This is a genomic window from Terriglobus sp. (genome assembly GCF_965201105.1).
Lineage (GTDB): Bacteria > Acidobacteriota > Terriglobia > Terriglobales > Acidobacteriaceae > Terriglobus.
Genome location: NZ_OZ241741.1, coordinates 4,041,747 through 4,061,890 on the forward strand (window position 1 = coordinate 4,041,747; position 20,144 = coordinate 4,061,890).

The 20,144-nt window shown below is 62.7% G+C and carries 20 protein-coding genes; 17 read left to right on the forward strand and 3 right to left on the reverse strand.

Features of this window, described 5'->3' with window-relative positions:
* Positions 1–24: 24 nt before the first annotated feature.
* From ACOFKT_RS17730 to ACOFKT_RS17790, 13 genes are all read left to right on the forward strand, one after another.
* A complete protein-coding gene (locus ACOFKT_RS17730; protein WP_419805315.1) occupies positions 25–1,116 on the forward strand; it encodes an SIS domain-containing protein in 1,092 nt (363 codons plus the stop codon).
* Between the two features lie 198 nt (positions 1,117–1,314).
* The gene (locus tag ACOFKT_RS17735; RefSeq protein ID WP_419805316.1) at positions 1,315–2,700 is read left to right on the forward strand and encodes a hypothetical protein; all 1,386 of its coding nucleotides are present in this window, start codon (positions 1,315–1,317) and stop codon (positions 2,698–2,700) included.
* Positions 2,697–3,434 (forward strand): 5-deoxy-glucuronate isomerase, encoded by a 738-nt coding sequence (locus ACOFKT_RS17740; RefSeq protein WP_419805317.1) that lies wholly within the window; start codon positions 2,697–2,699, stop codon positions 3,432–3,434. Before ACOFKT_RS17735 ends, ACOFKT_RS17740 begins: the two co-directional genes overlap by 4 nt.
* A 69-nt stretch (positions 3,435–3,503) precedes the next feature.
* Positions 3,504–4,568, forward strand: coding sequence for an ABC transporter ATP-binding protein (locus tag ACOFKT_RS17745; protein ID WP_419805318.1), 1,065 nt, complete (start codon positions 3,504–3,506; stop codon positions 4,566–4,568).
* The gene (locus ACOFKT_RS17750; protein WP_419805319.1) at positions 4,565–5,587 is read left to right on the forward strand and encodes a 2-hydroxyacid dehydrogenase; all 1,023 of its coding nucleotides are present in this window, start codon (positions 4,565–4,567) and stop codon (positions 5,585–5,587) included. The genes ACOFKT_RS17745 and ACOFKT_RS17750 overlap by 4 nt, the downstream gene beginning before the upstream one ends.
* A gap of 243 nt (positions 5,588–5,830) precedes the next feature.
* Entirely contained in the window at positions 5,831–7,126 is a 1,296-nt protein-coding gene (locus ACOFKT_RS17755) for an ABC transporter substrate-binding protein (RefSeq protein ID WP_419805320.1), read from the forward strand.
* A gap of 9 nt (positions 7,127–7,135) precedes the next feature.
* Positions 7,136–8,017 (forward strand): carbohydrate ABC transporter permease, encoded by an 882-nt coding sequence (locus ACOFKT_RS17760; RefSeq protein WP_419805321.1) that lies wholly within the window; start codon positions 7,136–7,138, stop codon positions 8,015–8,017.
* Entirely contained in the window at positions 8,014–8,979 is a 966-nt protein-coding gene (locus ACOFKT_RS17765) for a carbohydrate ABC transporter permease (RefSeq protein WP_419805322.1), read from the forward strand. The genes ACOFKT_RS17760 and ACOFKT_RS17765 overlap by 4 nt, the downstream gene beginning before the upstream one ends.
* Positions 8,980–9,006: 27 nt before the next feature.
* Positions 9,007–9,429, forward strand: coding sequence for a hypothetical protein (locus tag ACOFKT_RS17770; protein WP_419805323.1), 423 nt, complete (start codon positions 9,007–9,009; stop codon positions 9,427–9,429).
* The gene (locus ACOFKT_RS17775; RefSeq protein WP_419805324.1) at positions 9,426–10,142 is read left to right on the forward strand and encodes a polysaccharide deacetylase family protein; all 717 of its coding nucleotides are present in this window, start codon (positions 9,426–9,428) and stop codon (positions 10,140–10,142) included. The genes ACOFKT_RS17770 and ACOFKT_RS17775 overlap by 4 nt, the downstream gene beginning before the upstream one ends.
* Positions 10,132–10,866, forward strand: coding sequence for a polysaccharide deacetylase family protein (locus ACOFKT_RS17780; protein WP_419805325.1), 735 nt, complete (start codon positions 10,132–10,134; stop codon positions 10,864–10,866). Before ACOFKT_RS17775 ends, ACOFKT_RS17780 begins: the two co-directional genes overlap by 11 nt.
* An 88-nt stretch (positions 10,867–10,954) precedes the next feature.
* Positions 10,955–11,809, forward strand: coding sequence for a fumarylacetoacetate hydrolase family protein (locus ACOFKT_RS17785; protein ID WP_419805326.1), 855 nt, complete (start codon positions 10,955–10,957; stop codon positions 11,807–11,809).
* 222 nt (positions 11,810–12,031) lie between these two features.
* The gene (locus ACOFKT_RS17790; RefSeq protein ID WP_419805327.1) at positions 12,032–13,762 is read left to right on the forward strand and encodes an IlvD/Edd family dehydratase; all 1,731 of its coding nucleotides are present in this window, start codon (positions 12,032–12,034) and stop codon (positions 13,760–13,762) included.
* A gap of 185 nt (positions 13,763–13,947) precedes the next feature.
* On the opposite strand, the gene ACOFKT_RS17795 is transcribed toward ACOFKT_RS17790, so the two are convergent.
* Both ACOFKT_RS17795 and ACOFKT_RS17800 read right to left on the reverse strand, forming a co-directional pair.
* Positions 13,948–14,934, reverse strand: a complete 987-nt coding sequence (locus ACOFKT_RS17795; protein ID WP_419805328.1) for a hypothetical protein — start codon at positions 14,932–14,934, stop codon at positions 13,948–13,950.
* Positions 14,935–15,073: 139 nt separating this feature from the next.
* Positions 15,074–15,991 (reverse strand): fatty acid desaturase family protein, encoded by a 918-nt coding sequence (locus tag ACOFKT_RS17800; RefSeq protein WP_419805329.1) that lies wholly within the window; start codon positions 15,989–15,991, stop codon positions 15,074–15,076.
* Positions 15,992–16,046: 55 nt separating this feature from the next.
* On the opposite strand from ACOFKT_RS17800, the gene ACOFKT_RS17805 reads away from it, so the two are divergent.
* A complete protein-coding gene (locus ACOFKT_RS17805) occupies positions 16,047–17,261 on the forward strand; it encodes a VWA domain-containing protein (protein WP_419805330.1) in 1,215 nt (404 codons plus the stop codon).
* A gap of 159 nt (positions 17,262–17,420) precedes the next feature.
* Here the strand turns inward: ACOFKT_RS17805 and ACOFKT_RS17810 are convergent, their stop codons facing one another.
* Positions 17,421–17,873, reverse strand: a complete 453-nt coding sequence (locus tag ACOFKT_RS17810; protein ID WP_419805331.1) for a TOBE domain-containing protein — start codon at positions 17,871–17,873, stop codon at positions 17,421–17,423.
* A 34-nt stretch (positions 17,874–17,907) separates the two neighbouring features.
* Between ACOFKT_RS17810 and ACOFKT_RS17815 the strand changes: the two genes are divergently transcribed.
* Genes ACOFKT_RS17815 through ACOFKT_RS17825 form a run of 3 tightly spaced genes read left to right on the forward strand, consistent with a single transcriptional unit; the run spans position 17,908 to position 20,131 of the window.
* Positions 17,908–18,177 (forward strand): AbrB/MazE/SpoVT family DNA-binding domain-containing protein, encoded by a 270-nt coding sequence (locus ACOFKT_RS17815; protein ID WP_419805332.1) that lies wholly within the window; start codon positions 17,908–17,910, stop codon positions 18,175–18,177.
* A complete protein-coding gene (locus ACOFKT_RS17820; protein WP_419805333.1) occupies positions 18,152–18,559 on the forward strand; it encodes a type II toxin-antitoxin system VapC family toxin in 408 nt (135 codons plus the stop codon). Before ACOFKT_RS17815 ends, ACOFKT_RS17820 begins: the two co-directional genes overlap by 26 nt.
* 15 nt (positions 18,560–18,574) lie before the next feature.
* Positions 18,575–20,131, forward strand: coding sequence for a cation:proton antiporter (locus tag ACOFKT_RS17825; RefSeq protein WP_419805334.1), 1,557 nt, complete (start codon positions 18,575–18,577; stop codon positions 20,129–20,131).
* Positions 20,132–20,144 lie beyond the last annotated feature (13 nt).

Consider the following 20,144-nt stretch of genomic DNA (forward strand, 5'->3'; position numbering starts at 1 on the left):
CATCATTTTGAATAAGGATCGTTCATGTCTCAACTGACGCAGACCTCTTACCCAGAGAACAGCCTGCTGGCCACGGAGATCGCACAGCAGCCCAGGCTGTGGCTGGATACACTCGAGCGAGTTCAGGCATTCCTGCCGGGCCGCCACTTCCGTAACAAGCCGGCCGTTCTTACAGGGGCTGGTACTTCCGCCTACGCGGGACAGGCCATTGCGGGTGCCTGGCCTGGCGCCCGCGCCATGGCGACAACCGATCTCATGCTTTTTTCGGAGAAGGAAATGGAGACCGCTGCTCCCGGGTTCGCGGACGGCGGCATACTCATCTCGCTCGCTCGTTCTGGCGACAGCCCAGAAAGTGTCGGCGTGGTTCGCCGCATGCAAGCGATGTTTCCGGCAGTCGGCCATCTGGCGATCACCTGCAACGCTGACGGCAAGCTCGCCCGTCTGGAGGGCGTGGACGTGCTTGCGCTCAGCCCGGAGACCAACGATCGCAGCCTTGCCATGACTGCCTCGTTCTCGAACCTGACGCTTGCGGGCATGCTGATTCTGAACCATGACGAAATTGCTCCACACCTGCCCGCGATTTGCCGCAATGTAGCGGAGCGCGTGGCCGACATGTACGGCGTCGCACAGGCCGTGGCGGCCCAGGCGTCTGAGCGATTCGTGGTGCTTGCCTCTGGCATGCAGGGCCTGGCCGTTGAGGCCGCGCTCAAGACGCTCGAATTGACCGGCGGCGAGCGGCTCGGCATCGCGGAAAGTTTTCTCGGCCTTCGCCACGGGCCGGCCAGCGCGTTGCGGCAGAACACGCCAGTCCTATGCTTCACCTCCAACGATCCGCACAAGCTGCGCTATGAAGAAGATTTTGTGCGGGAATTCTGCAACCGCGGTCTCGGCAAGTTCGCACTCATCGGACGGAACTCCGTGCAGTCCTGGCCACATGACTGGTTTGTTCCGTCCGTCGCGCCAATGCTGCCGGACCATCTTCGCATACCGTTTGAGATCGTTTTCGCGCAACTCTTTGCCTATGCCAGCAGCCTGCAGTCCGGCGTTGACCCGGATGACCCTAGCCCGGATGGCCAGGTCACGCGCATCGTCAAGCCGTTTCAGCTTCACTCATGAAAAGGTGTATCCCGCGCGTATGACAGCATCGTCACCAATGCCCTCTGAGCGGGCAATCAGAGCAACCGATTCGTCGCGGGATCTCACGGAATTGAGATTTGAAAGGATGAACGTGATGCTTGTTCCCCTTATTTGCAAGCGTTTGCATAGCATTCTCGTCTTGTGTCATCATCGCGGAGATTACTTACGGAGTTCCTCATGAGCGACCGCAAAAAGCTTGTCCTCATTGGTGCCGGCAGCACCGTTTTCACCCAGCGTCTTGTTGCCGACATCATCCTGAGCGGCGAAATCGATCAGTGGGAGCTCGGCCTCGTCGACATCGACCCTGTCACTCTCGACGCGGTCGACAAGCTCGTGCGCAAGATGCTCGCGCTTAAGAACGTCACCTTTCCCGTCACCTCGACCGTGAACCGGCGCGACGTTCTTCCCGGCGCACATTTTGTTGTGACCACCATCGCCGTCGGCGGCCGCCGCGGCTGGGACCAGGACGTGCAGGTCCCGCGCAGGCACGGCATCTTTCAGCCGGTCGGCGACACCATGATGCCCGGCGGGATTTCGCGCGCCATGCGCATGATCCCGCAGATGATCGCGATTGCCAACGATGTCGCGGAGCTTTGCCCCGACGCCTACTTTCTCAACTACTCCAATCCCATGACCGCGGTCTGCCGTGCCATCCGCAAGCAAACCGGCGTGCCCGTGATCGGCCTGTGCCATGGGGTTCACTACGTTGAGGGCGTCATCGCCCGCTTCCTCGGCGTCGATGAGAACAGCATCAAGAGCTACGGCTACGGGCTCAACCACCTCACCCTGCTCACGCACATCACCACCGGCGGCAAGGATGCGATGCCGCTCATGCGCGCGAAGCTTGACGAACAGCGCGGAACGTTCGACAAGGAGATTCGTGAAAAGACCGAGTGGCCTAACGGCATCACGGGCCGCGCCCCGCGCTACTCCGACGATCCGCTCGCGTGGGACATCTTCGACCGCTACGGCGTCTTCCCGGTCGCGCTCGATCGCCACATCACCGAGTTCTTTCCCGAGCGATTTCCCGGTGGCAAATACTACGGCGGCACGCTTGGCGTCGACCGCTTCTCCATCGACGGACGCATCGCGCTGGGCGATACCTGGTTTGACGAGATGATGGCCGTCGCCCACTCCAGTGACCCGCTGCCCGCCTCGTACTTTGAAAATGTTCCCGGCGAATCCGAACAGCTCATGCAGATGATGCAGTCGCTGCTCCGCGACCAGCGCGATATCTTCTCCGTCAACATGCCTAACCACGGTACCGTGCCTGGCCTGCCGTATGAGGCCGTGCTCGAGATGCCCGCCGCCGCTGGCGCCGCGGGTTACACGCCACTCGGCTCGGAGGCGTTGCCACCCGCGCTCACGGCCAAGCTGCTTGCAAAGATTGCCGCCATCGAAGTCACCGTCGACGCCGCACTCACCGGCAGCTTCGACCTCTTCGTTGAGGCGCTGCTTACGGACGGCTCCGTCACCGACCCGGACCTCGCGGTCGCGCTCGCCAAGGACCTGATCGCCGCGCACAAGCAGCACCTTCCGCAGTTCGCCGGAGACGTTCGGTGAAGCTGGTCAAGCCCGATCACGAGACGCGCTACGAAGTTCCCGGCGTACCCGGGCTCGTGCGCAAACCCGTGAATCTGGATGGCGCGGAGTTGGGTTTCACCAAACTTCGCTCGCTGCGTCTTTATCAGTTTGAAGCGGGTACGGTGATCAACGGGCATGCCGAGCAGGATGAAGTATTCGTGATCGTCACTGCCGGTTCGGTGGAGATGAAGATCGGTTACAGCGATGAAGCGGTAGACCGCTTCGGCACTTTCACGTTATCGGCGCCAGGCTTCGCCAACGAAGATGATCCCTTTGTCGCCTACCTGCCGCCGCACTCCGTCTATCGCATGACACCACACACAGACGCCGACGTCTTCTACGCCCGCGCAACGCCCTCCGAAGTACGCGAGCCTGCTGTCTTCCGCGCCAACACGCCAGGTTCTCCTGGCCCCGTCAACACACTTTTTGGAGACAACTCGCACGCCGAGCGACTCCGCTTAAAAGTTCTAAGCGTCGCACCCTCTGGCGCTGACGTAACCTTGCAAATGGTCAACCCCGCTGACGTGGCGTGCGAGGTTGTCGTGCACGTCCAGGGAACTCCCGCAGCCAAGGTCGCGACTCTCCAAGACAGCAAAGCAAACGCGCTGAACCTGGCAAGCTGGGATACCGTCGCGCTCAGCCCACGCGAACATCCGGTGCTTACCGTGGAGCAGGGAGGCGCCGTCACTATCGTCGCGGTGTTGGCGTGTTGAACGCTCCCGGCAACCCGCGCCTACTCACACTTGCCGTGTGTTGTAGGCATTGGCGATCTACGGGGGTCCATGGCTGAAGTTCGCATCGCCGGTGTGCACAAAACGCATGGGACGACGCGCATCATCAAGGGTGTCGACATCGACATCCGCGACGGCGAATTTGTTGTCCTCGTCGGCCCTTCCGGCTGCGGCAAAAGCACGCTGCTGCGCATGATCGCCGGCCTGGAAGAGATCACCTCTGGCGAAATCTGCATTGGCCCGCGCGTGGTCAATGATGTGCCTGCGAAGGATCGGGATATCGCCATGGTCTTCCAGAGCTATGCGCTCTACCCGCACCTGACCGTGGCCGAGAACATGGCGTTTTCCCTGAAGCTCAAGGGCATGAAGAAGGCGGAGATCGCAAGCAAAGTTAATGCCATCGCGGAAACGCTCGGTCTCACCGAACTTCTCGACCGCTACCCACGCCAGCTTTCCGGCGGCCAGCGTCAGCGCGTCGCCATGGGCCGCGCGATCGTGCGCAACCCACAGGTCTTTCTCTTCGACGAGCCTCTCTCAAACCTCGACGCCAAGCTGCGCATCACCATGCGCACCGAGATTAAGGAACTGCACCAGCGTCTCAAAACCACCATCATTTACGTCACGCACGACCAGGTTGAAGCCATGACCATGGCCTCGCGCATTGTCGTCCTGCGCAACGGCAGCGTGGAGCAGATTGGCACGCCCATGGAATTGTACGACCGGCCCGCCAACCAGTTCGTCGCCGGTTTCATCGGCGCGCCCGTAATGAATTTTGTGCCGGCGCATGTAGCCGAAACTACGCTGCAACTGCAGCACGGTCCAAACATCTTGCTGACGATGCCACAGCAGGCGAGCGGCCCCACCACCTTCGGCGTCCGTCCTGAGCATCTGCAGGCGGTTGCGCCCGGTACGGCGGGCAGCATTGCCGGCACTGTGGCGGTCGTGGAACCGACCGGCTCCGAAACTATTGTGATCTTCGAATCAGCAGCTGGGCGCCTCACGGCGCTCATTCGCGAGCGCATGGAACTGAAGATCGGCCAACCCCTTCACCTGAAGCCGCTACCCGGCCTCGGTCACATCTTCAACGCGGAAGGCAATCGCATCGGTGCCGCATGAATGAAGCTTCCAAGCCGTCCCGCATCCTGGTTATCTCCGACAGCCTCCACACGCTTCCTAAAGCTGTCGAGAGCCTGAACGCATCCGGCCACCACATCACCTACGTGCACGCGCTCACGCCATGGAACGATCTTCCCGGCGCTGAAAAACAGGCGCTGCAAGAAGCGGATGCGATCGTGATGGGCCGCGTCATGGGCATCGACGCCGCCGCGCTCGCTCTCGCGCCCAATCTGCGTGTGATCGCGCTGCACACCTCCGGCTCCGACAATGTGGACCTCGCCGCCGCTTCGGAGCGCGGCATCCTCGTCACCAACGTGAAAGGTGTTAACGCCGAGCAGTGCGCAGAGTTCGCCATGGGACTCATGCTCGACGTCGTTCGCCAGATCCGTCGCGGCGACCAGGCCATCCGCGCCGGTCTCTGGGTCGAGCGCACGCAGACCAGCATGGACGTCGTCGGTTCCACAGTCGGCGTCATCGGCCTCGGCCAGATCGCGCAGGCATTCGTCGTGCGCGCCCGCGCGTTCGGCACGCGCATCCTCGTCTACACGCGCACGCACGACAGCGCGCTGGCGCAACAGCTCGGCTTCGAGTACGCGTCGCTGGACCAGGTTCTACAGCAGGCAGACATCGTCTGCCTCTTCGCCGCACTGAACGAGCACACACGCCACATGATCGGCGCCCGTGAACTCGCCCTCATGAAACCCTCCGCCTACCTGGTCAACATCGCGCGTGGCGAACTCATCGATGAAGCCGCCCTTATTGACGCCCTTCAAAACGGTCGGATCGCTGGTGCCGGAATTGATGTCTTCGAGACCGAACCGCTGTTCGATTCACCCCTCTTCGCGCTCGATAATGTCGTTCTCACGCCGCACCAGGCGGGCCTCACCATCGGGGGCAAGACCGGCGCTGCCGTCCGCGCCGCACACAACGCGCTCGAGGTTCTGCGCGGCGGCATTCCAAAGGACGCCATCAACGCCGCCGCCGCGTCTACTGCATCCGAAGCGGCCGCCACACCTTGAATCGCTTATCTTGCGCGGGAAACGAAAGATCTGCTTGCTTTCCGGAGCGGGCAAGCGATCGTTCCTTCGAATGCGTAATGCCGCTCCACAGAGCTACCGACCGGACCGTTTCGGACGGCACAGCTTCAGCGTTGCCGTGCGTTCGCGCGTCGCCCGTGAAGAAGCAAACTCGTGTAAGAAAGCGGTTGCATAAACGCTCATACGTGTGCAAGAATCTCGAAACTATCCACAAGGAAGCAGGCGATGAGGCTACGTAAGCTCAGGACGAGGTTCGGCCCGGCCACATGTGCCGCCGCCTGTCTCTGCGCCGGTTGCGCGGCCATTCATGCGGCCCCGCTCGCGGCTCAGCGCATTACCCTCACCATCGCAACGCACTACACCGACGACCAGCGTGCGCCGCTCACGCCGTGTCTGCGGCAGTATGAGCAGCTTCACCCAGACATCGCCATCGTGCACCGGCAGCTTTCTTTCCGCGATCTGCTACAGTCGCTCTTCCTCTCGCGCATGGGCGGCAAGCCGCCGGACATCTACAACCTATCGACCACGTGGACCAGGCAACTGGTCGACAGCGGCGCGCTCGCGCAGCCACCTGCCAGTGTCACGAACTACGTCCAGCAGGGCTACCTTTCCAACACCACCGCAGCGATCACCAGCAACGGCAGGCTCTGGGGCATCCCGTCCGAAACCGACGTCTACATGCTCGTCTACAACAAGCTGCTCTTCGCACGCAACGGCATCACCCACCCACCAACCACCACCGGCGAGTGGATCAGCGATGCCGCAAAGATCTCGAAAGCGAACCGCCAGGGTCAACTCATCGTCTCCGGGTTCACCGTCGGCTCATCGCAAAACCAGATTGTTGCGCCGTTCCTCACCCTGCTTTACTCCAACGGCACAACGCTGCTCGCAGCGGACCAGAAGTCAACGAACCTGACAGGCCCCGCTGCCCGCGGCGCATTGCAAACCGAAGTCGAACTCTTCCAATCACGCGGCGCGGTGTGGGGCACCGTGCCTTACCAGTTTCCCAGCGGCGCGCTTGGCATGATGATCGTGCCCAACTGGTTCAACCGTCCGCTGCACCAGGGTTTTGAAAAGCGGTTCGACGAAACCGTCGCGGTCGCTCCCATCCCGGCCGGCCCCGACTGGCGCACTGTGCAGTACGGCTTCTTCTGGTCCGTCGATGCCAACTCGCCGCATGCCGCCGAGGCATGGGCACTGCTGCAATGGCTCAACACCACGCAGCAGCCCGGTGGCCGCTCCTGCGTTGGCAACATGCTTATGGCGCTCGGTGGCCTCACCGGCAACCGGCAGGACCTCGCCGCCTCCACCGCTGAACTCAATACTCCGTTCATGCGGCCGTTTGTAGACGCGCTCAACTCCGGACGCGCCCTGCCGCAGCCCAGCATCCCGCACGCGAACGAAATCGAAGCTCTGACCAGCAAATATCTCGAGCGCGCCATGCTCGGCGTCGTTCCCGCGGATACCGCGCTTCGCCAACTCGACGCGGGCATCCGCACGATTCTGCAGGAACAGGAGTGAGCGCGACCCATGAAACAACGCCACCTCTCGCAACTTGCTCCTTACCTCTTCCTCAGCCCCGCGCTGCTGTACGCAGCCATCTTCTTTTTGCTGCCGCTCGCCCTCGCGCTCACCCTAGCCTTCAGCAATTTTCAGGCCTTCGCCCCACACCACTTCACCGGCCTGCACAACTTCGCCTACCTGCTCACGCGCGACCCGTTCTTCCTGACCACCATGCGGAACACGCTGGTCTTCGCGGTCGGCTCACTCTCGCTCGCCATCCCTCTGTCGCTGCTCGTCGCGTACACCATCTCCAAGAGCCGCTTCAAAGCTTTCTGGCGCACGATCTTTTGGCTGCCCATGGCGACCAACGTCGTCGCCGTCGCCTTTGAATGGAAGTTCTTGCTCGACGGTCCAACCGGTCTAGTCAATCACCTGCTCGATCTGCTGCACCTGCCCGGACCCGGCTGGCTCAGCAACCCGCATATCGCCATGCTTTCCGTCGTTCTGGTTTTTGTCTGGATGACGCTCGGCAGCAACATGCTCCTGCTCTCTGCCGGTCTCGAAAGTCTCGACGAAAGCACCTTTGAGGCCGCCCGCATCGACGGTGCCAACGCCATTCAACTCTTCACACGCGTCGCCCTGCCGCTGCTCCGGCCCACGCTGCTCTTCGTCATGACGACGGACCTGATCATCTCTCTCAGCTCCTTTCCGCTGATGCTCGTCCTCACCGAGGGCGGACCTGCGCAAAGCACGACTGTCACGGCCCTCTACATGTACCAGATGGCCTTCACCGACCTGCGCCTCGGCCGCGCCTCCGCAGCCGCGTTCATCCTGTTCCTGCTCATTTTCGCCATCACCATGCTCCAGCTCCGGCTCCTTCGCAAGGGAGGTCTCGAAAGCTACGCATGAGCACACCCGCACAGGTCGCAATCTTCTCCGGCGAAGATGTTGGAGTCAGCCCGCACGCACTCGCTGCAACCGCAGCACGCGGCCGTCGCCGCCCGCGCGCAACCAGCGGCATCCTCAAGTATCTCTTCCTTGGTCTTGGTGCGGTCATCATGATCGTGCCGTTCGTTGACATGCTGCTTGGCTCGCTCCGCACCATCCCCGAGCGGCTCGCGCGTCCGCCCGTCTACCTCCCCGCGCATCCGCAGTGGCAGAACTTCGCGCACGTCTTTCACGACCTGCCCATGACGCAGTGGATGACCAACTCCATCGTAGTCACCACATCCATCACGCTCATCCAGCTCATCACCAGCTCCGCCGCCGGCTATGCTCTTGCAAAGTTCCACTTCCGCGGCCGCGACCTCATCCTGCGCTGCATCCTCGGCGCGCAAATGTTTCCGTTCTTTCTCTTCCTCATCCCCATGTTTTTCATCCTGCGCTTCTGGCCCCTCGCAGGCGGCAACAGCATCCTCGGCCAAGGCGGCGCGGGCTTCCTCGGCAGCTACGCCGGCCTTATCCTGCCCTTCGCCGTCTCCTGGTACGGCATCTTCATGATGCGGCAGTTCATGGTCTCTATCCCCGACGAGCTGCTCGACGCCGCGCGCGTCGACGGCGCCGGCGAGCTCCGCATCTTTTTCACCATCGTCTTGCCGCTGGCCAAAACAGCACTCGCTACGCTCAGCATCTTTGTCTTTATCTATCAGTGGAACGAGGTCATCTGGTCCATGACCGCCACGCGTATCGCGCCCAAGCTGCAGACCGTGCCCGTCGGCATCTTTCTTATGCGCCAGGCCTTCACCGACGAGCGCACCTTTTCACTGCAACAGGCTTCGCTCGTCATCTCGGTGCTGCCCGTGCTGATACTGTTTCTTTTCCTGCAGCGCTACTACGTGCGCGGCGTCACCGCGGGCGCGGTCAAAGGTTAGTTCGTCATCTCTCTCAGGAGTTCCACCATGAACCGTCGCGCATTGCTTATCCTGTTCGGCAAGACCGCCGCCGCGAGCCTCGCGTTTGGCTCCGGCCTCGCGCGCACACCGCTCGCGACCATCGTTTCCAGCAGTACGCCCGCCGCCGCACAAGCCACCTCAGCCACCTACGACGCGCAATTGCAAGCCGCAATCGACAAGGTCAGCGCAACCGAGTACTCCGAAGTCGGTGTTCCCATGATCCTGGCCTGCGAAGACCTGACCGCGAAGCAGCCTGTCCCAGCGCGTTACTCCAAGCCCATGAACAACGCCGTGGCGGATGCCTTCCAGCAGTACACCGACGCCTGGAATCGCATGCACCCGGACGCACCCGCTGCGGACTTGCCTAAGCTCGTCGAGCTACTCTCTGCGCGTGACTTCCGGAGCGGCGGAAAGGACACAAACCTGTGAGCACTCTGACCTTCGCCGAAGTTGCCAAACAGCAAGAGGTGCTGTTGCGCGACCGCCCACTCATGCGCGTGGTGAATTATCACAACACACCCCGCAGTGAAGCCGCCGATCTGGAACAGGGCTTACAACGGTACAGCAAGGACTTCACTTCGGTCAGCGAAGACGATCTGCGCGGCTACCTCGAAACGGGCGAGTGGCACAAGCCGAAGCCGGGTTTGATCCCGGTCGTCTATGAGGGCTATCGCAACGGCTACGACGTGATGGCTCCGCTGCTCGAAAAGTACGGCTTTATCGGCTGGTATTTCATCATCACCGAGTTCATCAAGGGTGCCGTACCCGACCAGATCACGTATGCCAAGGGACACCACATCGGCATGCAAACGCGGGAATACCCCAACGGCCGCTACGCGCTCACGTGGGAAGAGATCGGGGAACTCTCCAAAAAGCACGTCATCGCCAACCACGCGCGCAATCACGCGGAGCTGTCCGGGCTCAGCGAGGAAGCGCGGCGGGCAGAGATCTTTGGCTCGCAGGAAGACTTTCGCAAAAACCTCGGCCACCCCGCACGCACCTTCGCTTCGCTGCGTGGACCGGCGCAGAACGAGCACCCTGAGGTCGACACGGCCAAGCTCGTCGTCGAAGCAGGCTTCGAGTTTGTCTTTTCCAACTACCGCATTCAGCGCGTCGGTTCGGGAGCGCCTAATGCCACCTAAGTCGTTCCAGGCAGAAGCCAACGAGGAAAGCGCCCTGCTGCGTTCCGCGCCGCTCATCCGCACCGCGAACTTCCACAACATCCCGACCCACCGCATCGCCGAGGTGGACGCACAACTCAAGCACTGGAGCAGCGCCTTCAGCTCCGTCAACGAAGACGAGCTTGATCGCTACCTGGCCACGGGCGAGTGGCACAAGCCGAAGCCGGGCCTGCTGATCGCTGTCTTCAACGGCTACCGCAATGGCTACGACAACATGCGGCTGCTGCTCGAAAAATACGGCTTCGTCGGCTGGTTCTATGTGCCCACGCTCTTCGTCAGCGAGCCTGCCGCCACGCAGCAGCAGTTCGTCTCCAGCCGCACGCTCAAAATCATTCATAACGAGTACCCTGATGGCCGCTACGCTCTCTCCTGGGACGAGATCAAGGCTATGGACGGTCGTCACGTGATCGCCTGCCACACGCGCAACCATGCCAAGCTGCAGCTCGACGACCTCAAATACCTGGAGAACGAAACCGTCGGCCCGCAGCTCGACTTCCAAAAGCACCTCGGCCACCCTGTCCGCGCCTTCGCTTCACTTTCCGGCCAGCCCTACGGCGAACACGGCCCCTCCGACCAGGCCATCGACCGCGCCGGCTACCAGTTCATCACCTCCAACTACAAGATCCAGCGCATCCGCGCTACACCCGGCCACGCCACACCCACGGCCGACCTGCAACCCAAATAGGGAGGCTTGACGCCTCCGAGGTAGAAACCCGACCTACAACGCATCTTGCGGCTTTAGCCGCTGAGGTGAAGACCCAGATAGGAATCGAATGAAGCTCCTACGCTACGGCGCCCCCGGCGCAGAACTCCCCGGCATCCTCGACAGCAACGGCCAAATCCGCGACCTCTCCTCTCAGGTGGCTGACATCGCCGGCGAAGTCCTGCTGCCCGGCTCGCTGCAACGCCTCGCCACGCTCAACCTCAACGACCTTCCGGTCGTCCCTGGCACACCGCGCCTCGGTCCTTGCGTCGCCGGTACCGGCAAGTACATCTGCATCGGCCTCAACTACACCGACCATGCCGCCGAAGCCACCATGAAAGTTCCGCCCGAACCCATCCTCTTCATGAAAGCCACCTCCGCCATCGTCGGTCCCAACGACGACGTGGAAATCCCCCGCAACGCGCACAAGACCGACTGGGAGGTCGAGCTCGGCGTCGTCATCGGCAAGCCCGCGAAGTACGTCACCGAAGAAGAGGCTCTCGATCACGTCGCCGGCTATTGCGTTGCCAACGATGTCTCCGAACGCCACTTCCAGCTCGAGCGCCAGGGCCAGTGGGTCAAGGGCAAATCGCACGACACCTTCGGCCCCATCGGCCCCTGGCTCGTCACCGCCGATGAAGTCCCCGACCCGCAAAAGCTCTCCCTGTCCCTCGACGTCAACGGCAAGCGCATGCAGACCGGCACCACCGCAGACATGGTCTACACCGTCCGCTACCTTGTCAGCTACCTCTCACAATTCATGACCCTGCAACCCGGCGACTTCATCGCGACCGGCACACCACCTGGCGTCGGCATGGGCCAGAAGCCCGAACCCATCTTCCTGAAACCCGGCGACACCATGCACCTCACCGTCCAGGGCCTCGGCGAGCAAAATCAACACGTTATCCCCGCCCGCGCGCTTTAGAAGCTTATGCATCTGGACGATCACTGCCACAACCTTGTCATTTCGACCGAAGCACCCACAGCTCCATCGTGGGTGCGCAGTGGAGAAACCTGCACTTCCAAACGCGAGCGCGAAGCGCAAGCCCGACAGCGGCTTTAGCCGCCGAGGTAGATCCCGAACCCGCTTACCCACCCGGGCTTCAGCCCCCGAGGTAACACGCTCGCCCGCACCGGAGACAACGCCATGAGCACCGACAACCCAACCCTACGCTCCCAGCAATGGTTCGGCCGCCAGGACAAAAACGGCTTCTACTACCGCTCCTGGCTCAAAAACCGCGGCTTCCCCCAGGATCTCTTCGAGGGCCGCCCCGTCATCGGCATCTGCAACACCTGGTCCGAGCTCACACCCTGCAACACCCACTTCCAAACGCTCGCCGACCACGTGCGCTGGGGCGTGCTCGAAGCCGGCGGCTTCCCGCTGGAGTTCCCGGCCATGTCTCCCGGCGAAACCCTCACGCGCCCCTCCGCCATGCTCTATCGCAATCTCGCCGCCATGGAGGTGGAAGAGTCCATCCGCTCCAACCCGCTCGACGGCGTCGTCCTGCTCATGGGCTGCGACAAGACCACGCCCTCGTTGCTGATGGGCGCCGCCTCGGTCGACATTCCGACCATCGGCATCTCCGCCGGACCCATGCTGCGCGGCGTCTACCGCGGCACCTACATCGGCTCCGGCACCACCACCATCTCCATGGGCGAACAGCTCCGCGCCGGCGAAATCACGCTCGACGAGTACCACGAAGCCGAAGCCTGCATGCATCGCTCACACGGCACCTGCATGACCATGGGTACCGCCTCCACCATGGCCTGCATGGTCGAATCGCTCGGCATCTCCTTGCCCGGCAACGCCGCCATCCCCGCGGTCGATGCGCGCCGCAACCTGCTTTCGCGCGAGTCCGGCCGCCGCATCGTCGACCTCGTCCGTCAGGACGTCAAGATGTCCGGCATCATCACGCGCGAGTCGCTCGAAAACGCCATCCGCGTCAACGCCGCGATCGGCGGCTCCACCAACGCCGTCATCCACCACATCGCGCTCGCCCGCCGCATGAACCTGGAGATGAGCCTGGATGACTGGGACACGCTCGGCCGCAACGTGCCCTGCCTGCTCAACATCATGCCGCAGGGCAACTTCCTGATGGAGGACTTCTTCGAAGCCGGTGGCCTGCCCGCGATCCTGCGGGAGCTCGGCGAGCACAACCTGCTCCACCGCGACGCGCTCACGGTCAACGGCAAGACCATCTGGCAGAACAACCAGAACGCCCCCAACTGGCGGCCCGAGGTCATCCACACCTTCACCGAACCCTTCAAGCCGGTCGGCGGCATCGCCGTGCTCAAGGGCAACCTCGCTCCGAGCGGCGCCGTGCTCAAGCCCTCCGCCGCTTCCGACGCGCTCACCAAACATACCGGTCCCGCCGTCGTCTTCAGCACCATTGAAGACCTCCGCGCCCGCATTAACGACGACAGTCTCGACATCGACGAGAACTCGGTTATGGTCCTGCAAAACTGCGGCCCCAGGGGCTACCCCGGCATGGCCGAGGTCGGCAACCTGCCCCTGCCTCCCAAGCTGCTCAAGCGCGGCATTACCGACATGGTTCGCATCTCCGACGCCCGCATGTCCGGCACCGCCTACGGCACTGTCGTCCTGCACTGCGCGCCCGAAGCCGCGGTCGGCGGCAACCTCGCCCTGGTGCAGAACGGCGACCTCATCACCCTCGACCTCGAATCCCGCACCCTCGAACTCCACGTCAGCGACGAAGATCTGGCCGTCCGTCGCGCCCTATGGCAGCCGCCCACCAATACACCGGATCGCGGCTACACAAAGCTCTACATCGAACACGTCATGCAAGCTGACGTCGGCGCCGACTTCGACTTCCTCGTCGGCCGCAGCGGCTCCACTGTCCCCCGCAACAACTTCTAAGTAGCAGCCACCATGTGCCCCACCTTCGCCGCGCTGTTTGCGGCCAAGGTGGGCGGGTCGGCAGCGGACCACCGTGCCCCACTCTTCGCGCGCACTCCGCGCGAAGGCTGGGGTCGACGGAGTTCAACCCTCGCTGACCTCCACTGGGAAGACCGCGCCCTCCTGACCCCATCGTTCAAAACCACTCAGGCCCTCTGCTTCGCGCCCGGCCAATAACAAACGATGCCGACCGCGTACAGAGCCGCGCCGATATACGCCGGCAACAGATGGCTGAAGCTGGTGTACTCCATTGGGAAGTGAATGCCGATGGCGCACCCAAAGCCGGTTACTCCGCCGATCAAGAGCGCCTGCCAAAGCGCACGTGCGGGCACTGCCTTCCACACGATCAGCAGCACCAGCAGACCGCAGCAGGCAAGCCCGCCGCCGAACCCGGCGCGGTCATGCGCGATCAGCGGAATCAGGCGAGGGTTGAGCGCATTCAGCTGCGACCGGGTGAAGTCCAGGTACGTCATGTCCTGCGGAACGAACACAACGGTGGCCCCAAGGATCGTGATGATGGAACCGGCAAGGGTCATACCCGCCCCGGTGAACAGCAGGCAGGCGCGGCCAAAGCCCTCCCGCGTGCGCAACGTCAGCCGCAAGCTGGGAGCAAGCAGGCATCGCATCCGTACCGGCCCTTTCACCAGGCTTCGCGTGCGAACGATGCCCACGATGAAAAGTGGCAAGAGCCCCAGCGTCGCCACCGCATGCCACCAATCCAGGTACCCGTACAGCAAGTAGGCAAAGAAGGTGAGAAATCCCCAAATGCCGGAGAGCAGCAGCGTGAGCCATGCCCACGCTTCGCCGCGCGGCAGCGGAAACGCGAGCAGCCACAAGTACAGCGTGCCGATGGCGATCAGGGTGCCACCAAAGCTGACGCGGTCGTGAAACATGAAATGGACGATGCGGCAGGCGTGCAGATCGCAAAGCTGCTGCGGCTGCATGCCCAGGTACGCAATGTCATGCGGTAGAAAGGTGTGCGTGGCAGCCAGGAACAGAGCGAAGATGCCGGACAGGATCAGGCCGAGTGCCATTAGCCCGAGCAGCGGACGGCCGTCCTCAATCAACGCGGGAAAGAGTCCCGTTGCGTCATCGTTGATTACCGTAAAGCGGCGAGTGGTCCTGGTCTGCATCGGTGCGGGTGAGCGTTGTGGAACCATCGTAAACGTGCATGCGGACTCGGCTTCTTTCATGTGCAAGTGCTGGAGCGCTGGCGGCCAACCGCCAGTGCTGCAACCAAAGGCTGGCTCTGCTCTCCGGGGGCGCTCGCTATCAGAAGAACAGCTTGATCGGGCGAAGGCCCTTGCTCTGGAAATACGGATCGAGCCGGTGCGCGAGTTCGGGCCAGTTCTGGTGCGGCACCTGCGGATACAAGTGGTGCTCCAGGTGGAACAAGTGTTCCAGCGCCAGAAACTGGAGCACGCGGCCGCGGAACAGGCGCGTGTAGTGCAACTCGTCTGCACCCCGCGGATCGTGCACGATGTAAGCGGTCGCAATCGGGTACACCCAGCTGCCCGCAACCATCAGCGCCGCGTATAACGCCGGCAGGCGTGACCACGGCCATGCAGCGACGCACGCAAGCAGCAGCAGCACAGCGCCGGCACCCTCCGCAACCACCCACGGCCGGTGTGCGCCGGGCCGCTTCAGGGCAAACCACCACAGCCGGTACTGCAGCGTCAGGCCTTCCAGCAGAGCTCTGGGCAGGCTCATGCCGGCTGCGGCGCCCTCAAGGTCGCCCTCCTCGGGAAAGTGCGAATGATGATTCATGTGTACTGCGCGGTACGCATGACCGCTGCGGAACGCGAGCAGCTCCACGGCGCACAGCAGAGCCTCGTTCAACGGCATGGGAATACGCAGGTTGCGATGCACCAGGTCGTGCGAGGTTGAGGCGTATGTCAGAAAGCTGAGCGCAACCGGGCAGAGCGCCGCAGGCACCCACCACCACGGGTGCGCCACCGCCCGCACCCCAAAGACAAAGAAACCCCCCGTGAGCAGAAACGGCATCACGAGCGAAACAGCACGGCGCGCCCACGGCACGTGCAGTAAATCGCGGCCCAGCGTGTCGAGCGTGGGCAGGTCTCCGGTCAGCGAGCGCTCCATGGCGAAGTTGGATGCGCCTGCCGGAACAACGCTGTCTCGCTTCTTGCTGCCGGCAGTTCTCCCTTCGTGCAGGCGTGGCTCGAGTTTCAAACAGGCCAGGCCGGCATCGTGTAGACACGCGGCCAAGCCAATCCGTCCAACAGGCATGCTCCGCCTTACCGCCGCGTGCGCCGCTCTTGCACTTTCTCTCACGACACACGCCCAGGAACCAGCCAGCGGACCCGAAACCACCCCGACCATCAAGGTCGACACCCGCCTCGTCATGGTTCCCGTCATCGTTCGCGACAAAAAGGGCCAGATCGTCCGCGACCTGAAACAGACCGATTTCACCCTCTCGGAAAACAACAAGCCGCAATCCATCCGCTACTTCGACAAGGACAGCGAAGCACCGCTCACCGTCGGCCTGCTCGTCGACGTCAGCGGCTCGCAGCGCAATGTGCTCGATGAAGAGCGCACCGCCAGCTCCGCCTTTCTTGACACCCTGCTCCGTCCCGACAAAGACAAGGCGTTCCTCGTCCAATTCGGTCATCAGACCGACCTGCTCGCCGATGTCACCGGCTCGCTGCCCAGGCTCGAAGCAGGCCTGAAAAAGATTGATGCTGACAAGGATCGCCCACAGTTCAGCCAGAACTCGCAACAGGACCCGAACAGCGGAAGCAGCGGCGACCCCAACCAGGACAGCCGCAACAGCAATGGCGGTTATGACGGCCGCGGAGGACGCCATGGTGGCTATGGCGGCCAGGGCAGCTACCGTGGTGGGGGCACCGTCCTGTACGACGCCATCTATCTTTCCTCAAATGACGTAATCCAGAAATCTCAAGCTGCTGCGCAGAAGAGCGATCGCAAGGCGCTCATCCTGCTGACGGACGGCGACGACCGCGGCTCCAAGGAATCCATCTCTGCCGCGATCGAGGCCGCGCAGCGCGCAAACACCACCGTGTACGCGATCTACTTCAAAGGCGAAGAGCGCAGCGGTGGCGGCTTCCCTGGAGGAGGTCATCGCGGCGGCATGGGCGGAGGCTGGCCGGGCGGTGGCGGTGGCGGTGGCGGCTGGCCTGGCGGCGGAGGCCGAGGCAACGGCGGCGGTCAGGGCCGCGGCGGCGAACAGCGCGTCGACGGTAAAAAAATTCTCGAACGCATTGCTGACGAAACCGGCGGCCGCGTCTTCGAGGTCACCGGCAAACAGCACATTGACGACATCTACCGGCAGATCTCCGAAGAACTCCGCTCCGAGTACCGCCTCGGCTTCACGCCCCAGGACACCTCCGACGGCTATCACCGCATCCTCATCGACCTGCCCAACGACAAGAAGAGCACCATCCAGGCCCGCGACGGATACTACATCGGCACCGCCCAATAGCGAGCAATTGGTATAGCCGGTAACGGCGGTCTATCCGCAACATGCATTGTGCCCACCCACACCTTGTCATTTCGACCGGAGCCCGCGCGTTCTTTGCGCGGGCGGAGTGGAGAAACCCGCATTTCTACGCACAGCACCCCTCGTAGAAAGCTCGAAACGCTACTCCTCAAGCCGCTCGATCATCACATCCGTACTCTTCACCAGCGCTGCCACCGCATCCCCGCGCTTCAAGTCCAGCTCGCGCACCGCGTCCGCGGTAACGATGCTCGTAATCTGCTGCTTGCCGATCGCCACCACTACCTTCGCCATCAGCCCGTCTACCTGCACGTCCACGATCTTGCCGCTCAACTGATTGCGCCCGCTGACCCGCCGGAACCGCGCCCGCGACTCCGCCTCCGGCCGTTCCTCATCGCGCTCCAGAAACGGTTGCAGCGAAGCCTGCGCAATGCGGTGGTGTCCACCCGGCGTGGGCACCGTCGGCAGCTTGCCTTGCAGAATCCATTGCTTGATTGTGGGATAACTGATGCCCAGCAAGCGGGCAGCCTCGCGTGGCGTAAGCAGCGGCGTATCGGCCATGCCGCTATTGTGCATCGGCGGCGCGGCCCACGGCATCTCGTCTTACAATCGACACGCAAGGAGGTGCGGCATGACACTCACGGTTTCGCAGGATGGCCAGATCACCATACCGCGCGAAGCGGCGGAACAACTCGGCGCCATTCCGGGCCAGCAAATTACCTTGGAAGTTTTCTCCCATGGTGAAGGCTCGCTCCGCGCAGTCGATCCGGACACTCCCTTCGATCGTGTCTTGGGACGATGGAAAACAGACAAGCAGGTTTCCATTGAAGAGATGAACGAAACGATTGCAAAAGGCTGGGCCGGTTTGCTCGACGATGACGATGATGACGACGGCGATTGATACCAACGTGCTCGTGCGAGCCGTTATCGACGACGGTTCTGCTCAAGCCGCTCTTGCGAGGAAAACCATTCGCGAAGCAAAAGCAATCGTTGCGACCCTGCCCGCTTTGTGTGAAGCTGTTTGGGTCCTTCGAACGAGTTACCAGAAACAACGCACAGACATCGCACTTCTGCTCGAAGATCTGCTTGCATTGCCAAATTTATGCTGCGAACTCGCGGCCGTGCAGTACGGCATCGCAGCGCTCAAACGTGGTGCGGATTTTGCGGATGCCGTAATCGCCTGGGAGGGCAAACGGCTTGGTGCTGACGAGTTTCTCTCCTTTGATCGTCGCGCCGTTCGGCTCCTTTCGTCTCCTGACATGCGAACCCGGCTGCTTCGCTAGCGACAGGCCAGCCCCATGACCTTCTTTGAAAGCCTGCTCGTCCTCCTCTTCGCGGCCGTCGTTCTGCTCCAGGTCGCTCGCCGTCTCAGGCTGCCGTACCCGGCCATGCTTGCCGCCGCCGGCGTCGCCATCGCCTTCATTCCCGGCGTTCCAAACATTCCGCTCGCGCCAGAAACAGCGCTCGCTATCTTTATCGCGCCCGTCATCGTGGACGCCGCCTACGACTTTCCGCTGGGCGCAGCCCGCCGCCTCTTCAGCCCCCTGCTTGTCTTCGCGGTGCTTGCCGTTCTGCTCACCGCTGGCGTGGTTGCCTGGCTGGGCCATAGCTGGCTTGGCATCCCGGTGGCCGCGGCGCTCACGTTAGGCGCCATTGTTGCGCCGCCCGATGCTGCCGCCGCCACCGCCGTGCTCAGCAGCACCTCCATTCCACGCAGCACAGAAACCGTGCTGAAGGGCGAAAGTCTCTTCAATGACGCGACGGCACTGCTGGTTTACAGCACTGCACTCTCGCTGGTGCCGCACGCGGGCGCGCCCAGCGGCATGCATTGGAGTACCACCCTGCGCGTTCTGCTCGCCGCGCCGGGAGGCATCGCGCTCGGCTACGCCGGCGCTCTGCTCATGCGCCGCATCCATCCGTTCGTCAAAGACACGCTGGGCGGCAATCTCTTGCAGTTCTGCACGGCGTACCTGGTGTGGATCTTCGCCAGCCGGCTGCAGCTTTCCGCCGTTCTGTGCGTGGTCACCTTTGCCATGGTGCTGGCGCGCACGCCGGAGCTCATTCACCGCAACACCCGCATGCGCGTGCAGTCCTTTGCCGTGTGGAGCGCGGTCGTCTTTGCGCTCAATGTCTTCGCATTCCTGCTCATGGGCATGCAGGTGCGCAACATTCTGGGCCGGTTAAACGGCGCGGCGCTGTCGCACGCCTTGCACTTCGCGGCACTGGTCGTCGCGGCTGTGGTCATGATCCGCTTCGCCGTCGTGATCACCTTCAATCGCTTGAATACCTGGCTTCGCCGCAGCCAGGGCAAGCCGCAGCGCGCCTCCCTGCGCCAGGCCGTGCTGGTGGGCTGGTGTGGCATGCGCGGCTTTGTCACGCTGGCCACCGCATTTGCGCTGCCACAGCAATTTCCGCAGCGCGACACCCTGGTGCTCGCCGCCTTCAGCGTAGTGCTCGTCACGCTCGTGCTGCAGGGCATGACGCTCGGCCCCATGATCCGCATGCTCGGCCTGGACGAAACCGACAGCGCCGCCGACCAAATGAAGCTCGCGCGCCAACACCTCGCCCACATCGGCCGCAATACCTTGCAGTCCCGCGACGATCCCGAGTCCGACAGCCTGCGTTTTCTGTACGGGTTGCAGCTCTCCGGCGAGGTCACCACGGTCGGCCAACCCACCCTGGAGCGCTATCGTCTTTACGACCTCATCGCCGTCCGGGCTGAACGCAAGGCGCTCGAAAAAATGCGCGAAGACGCCGACCTGAGCCCCGACCTGTACCTCAAGCTGCAGGAAGAACTCGACTGGCGCGAACTCACCCTGCTTCCCCAGGAAGACCGGCTGATCGAAGAAGGCTGAGCAGTGGCGTTCC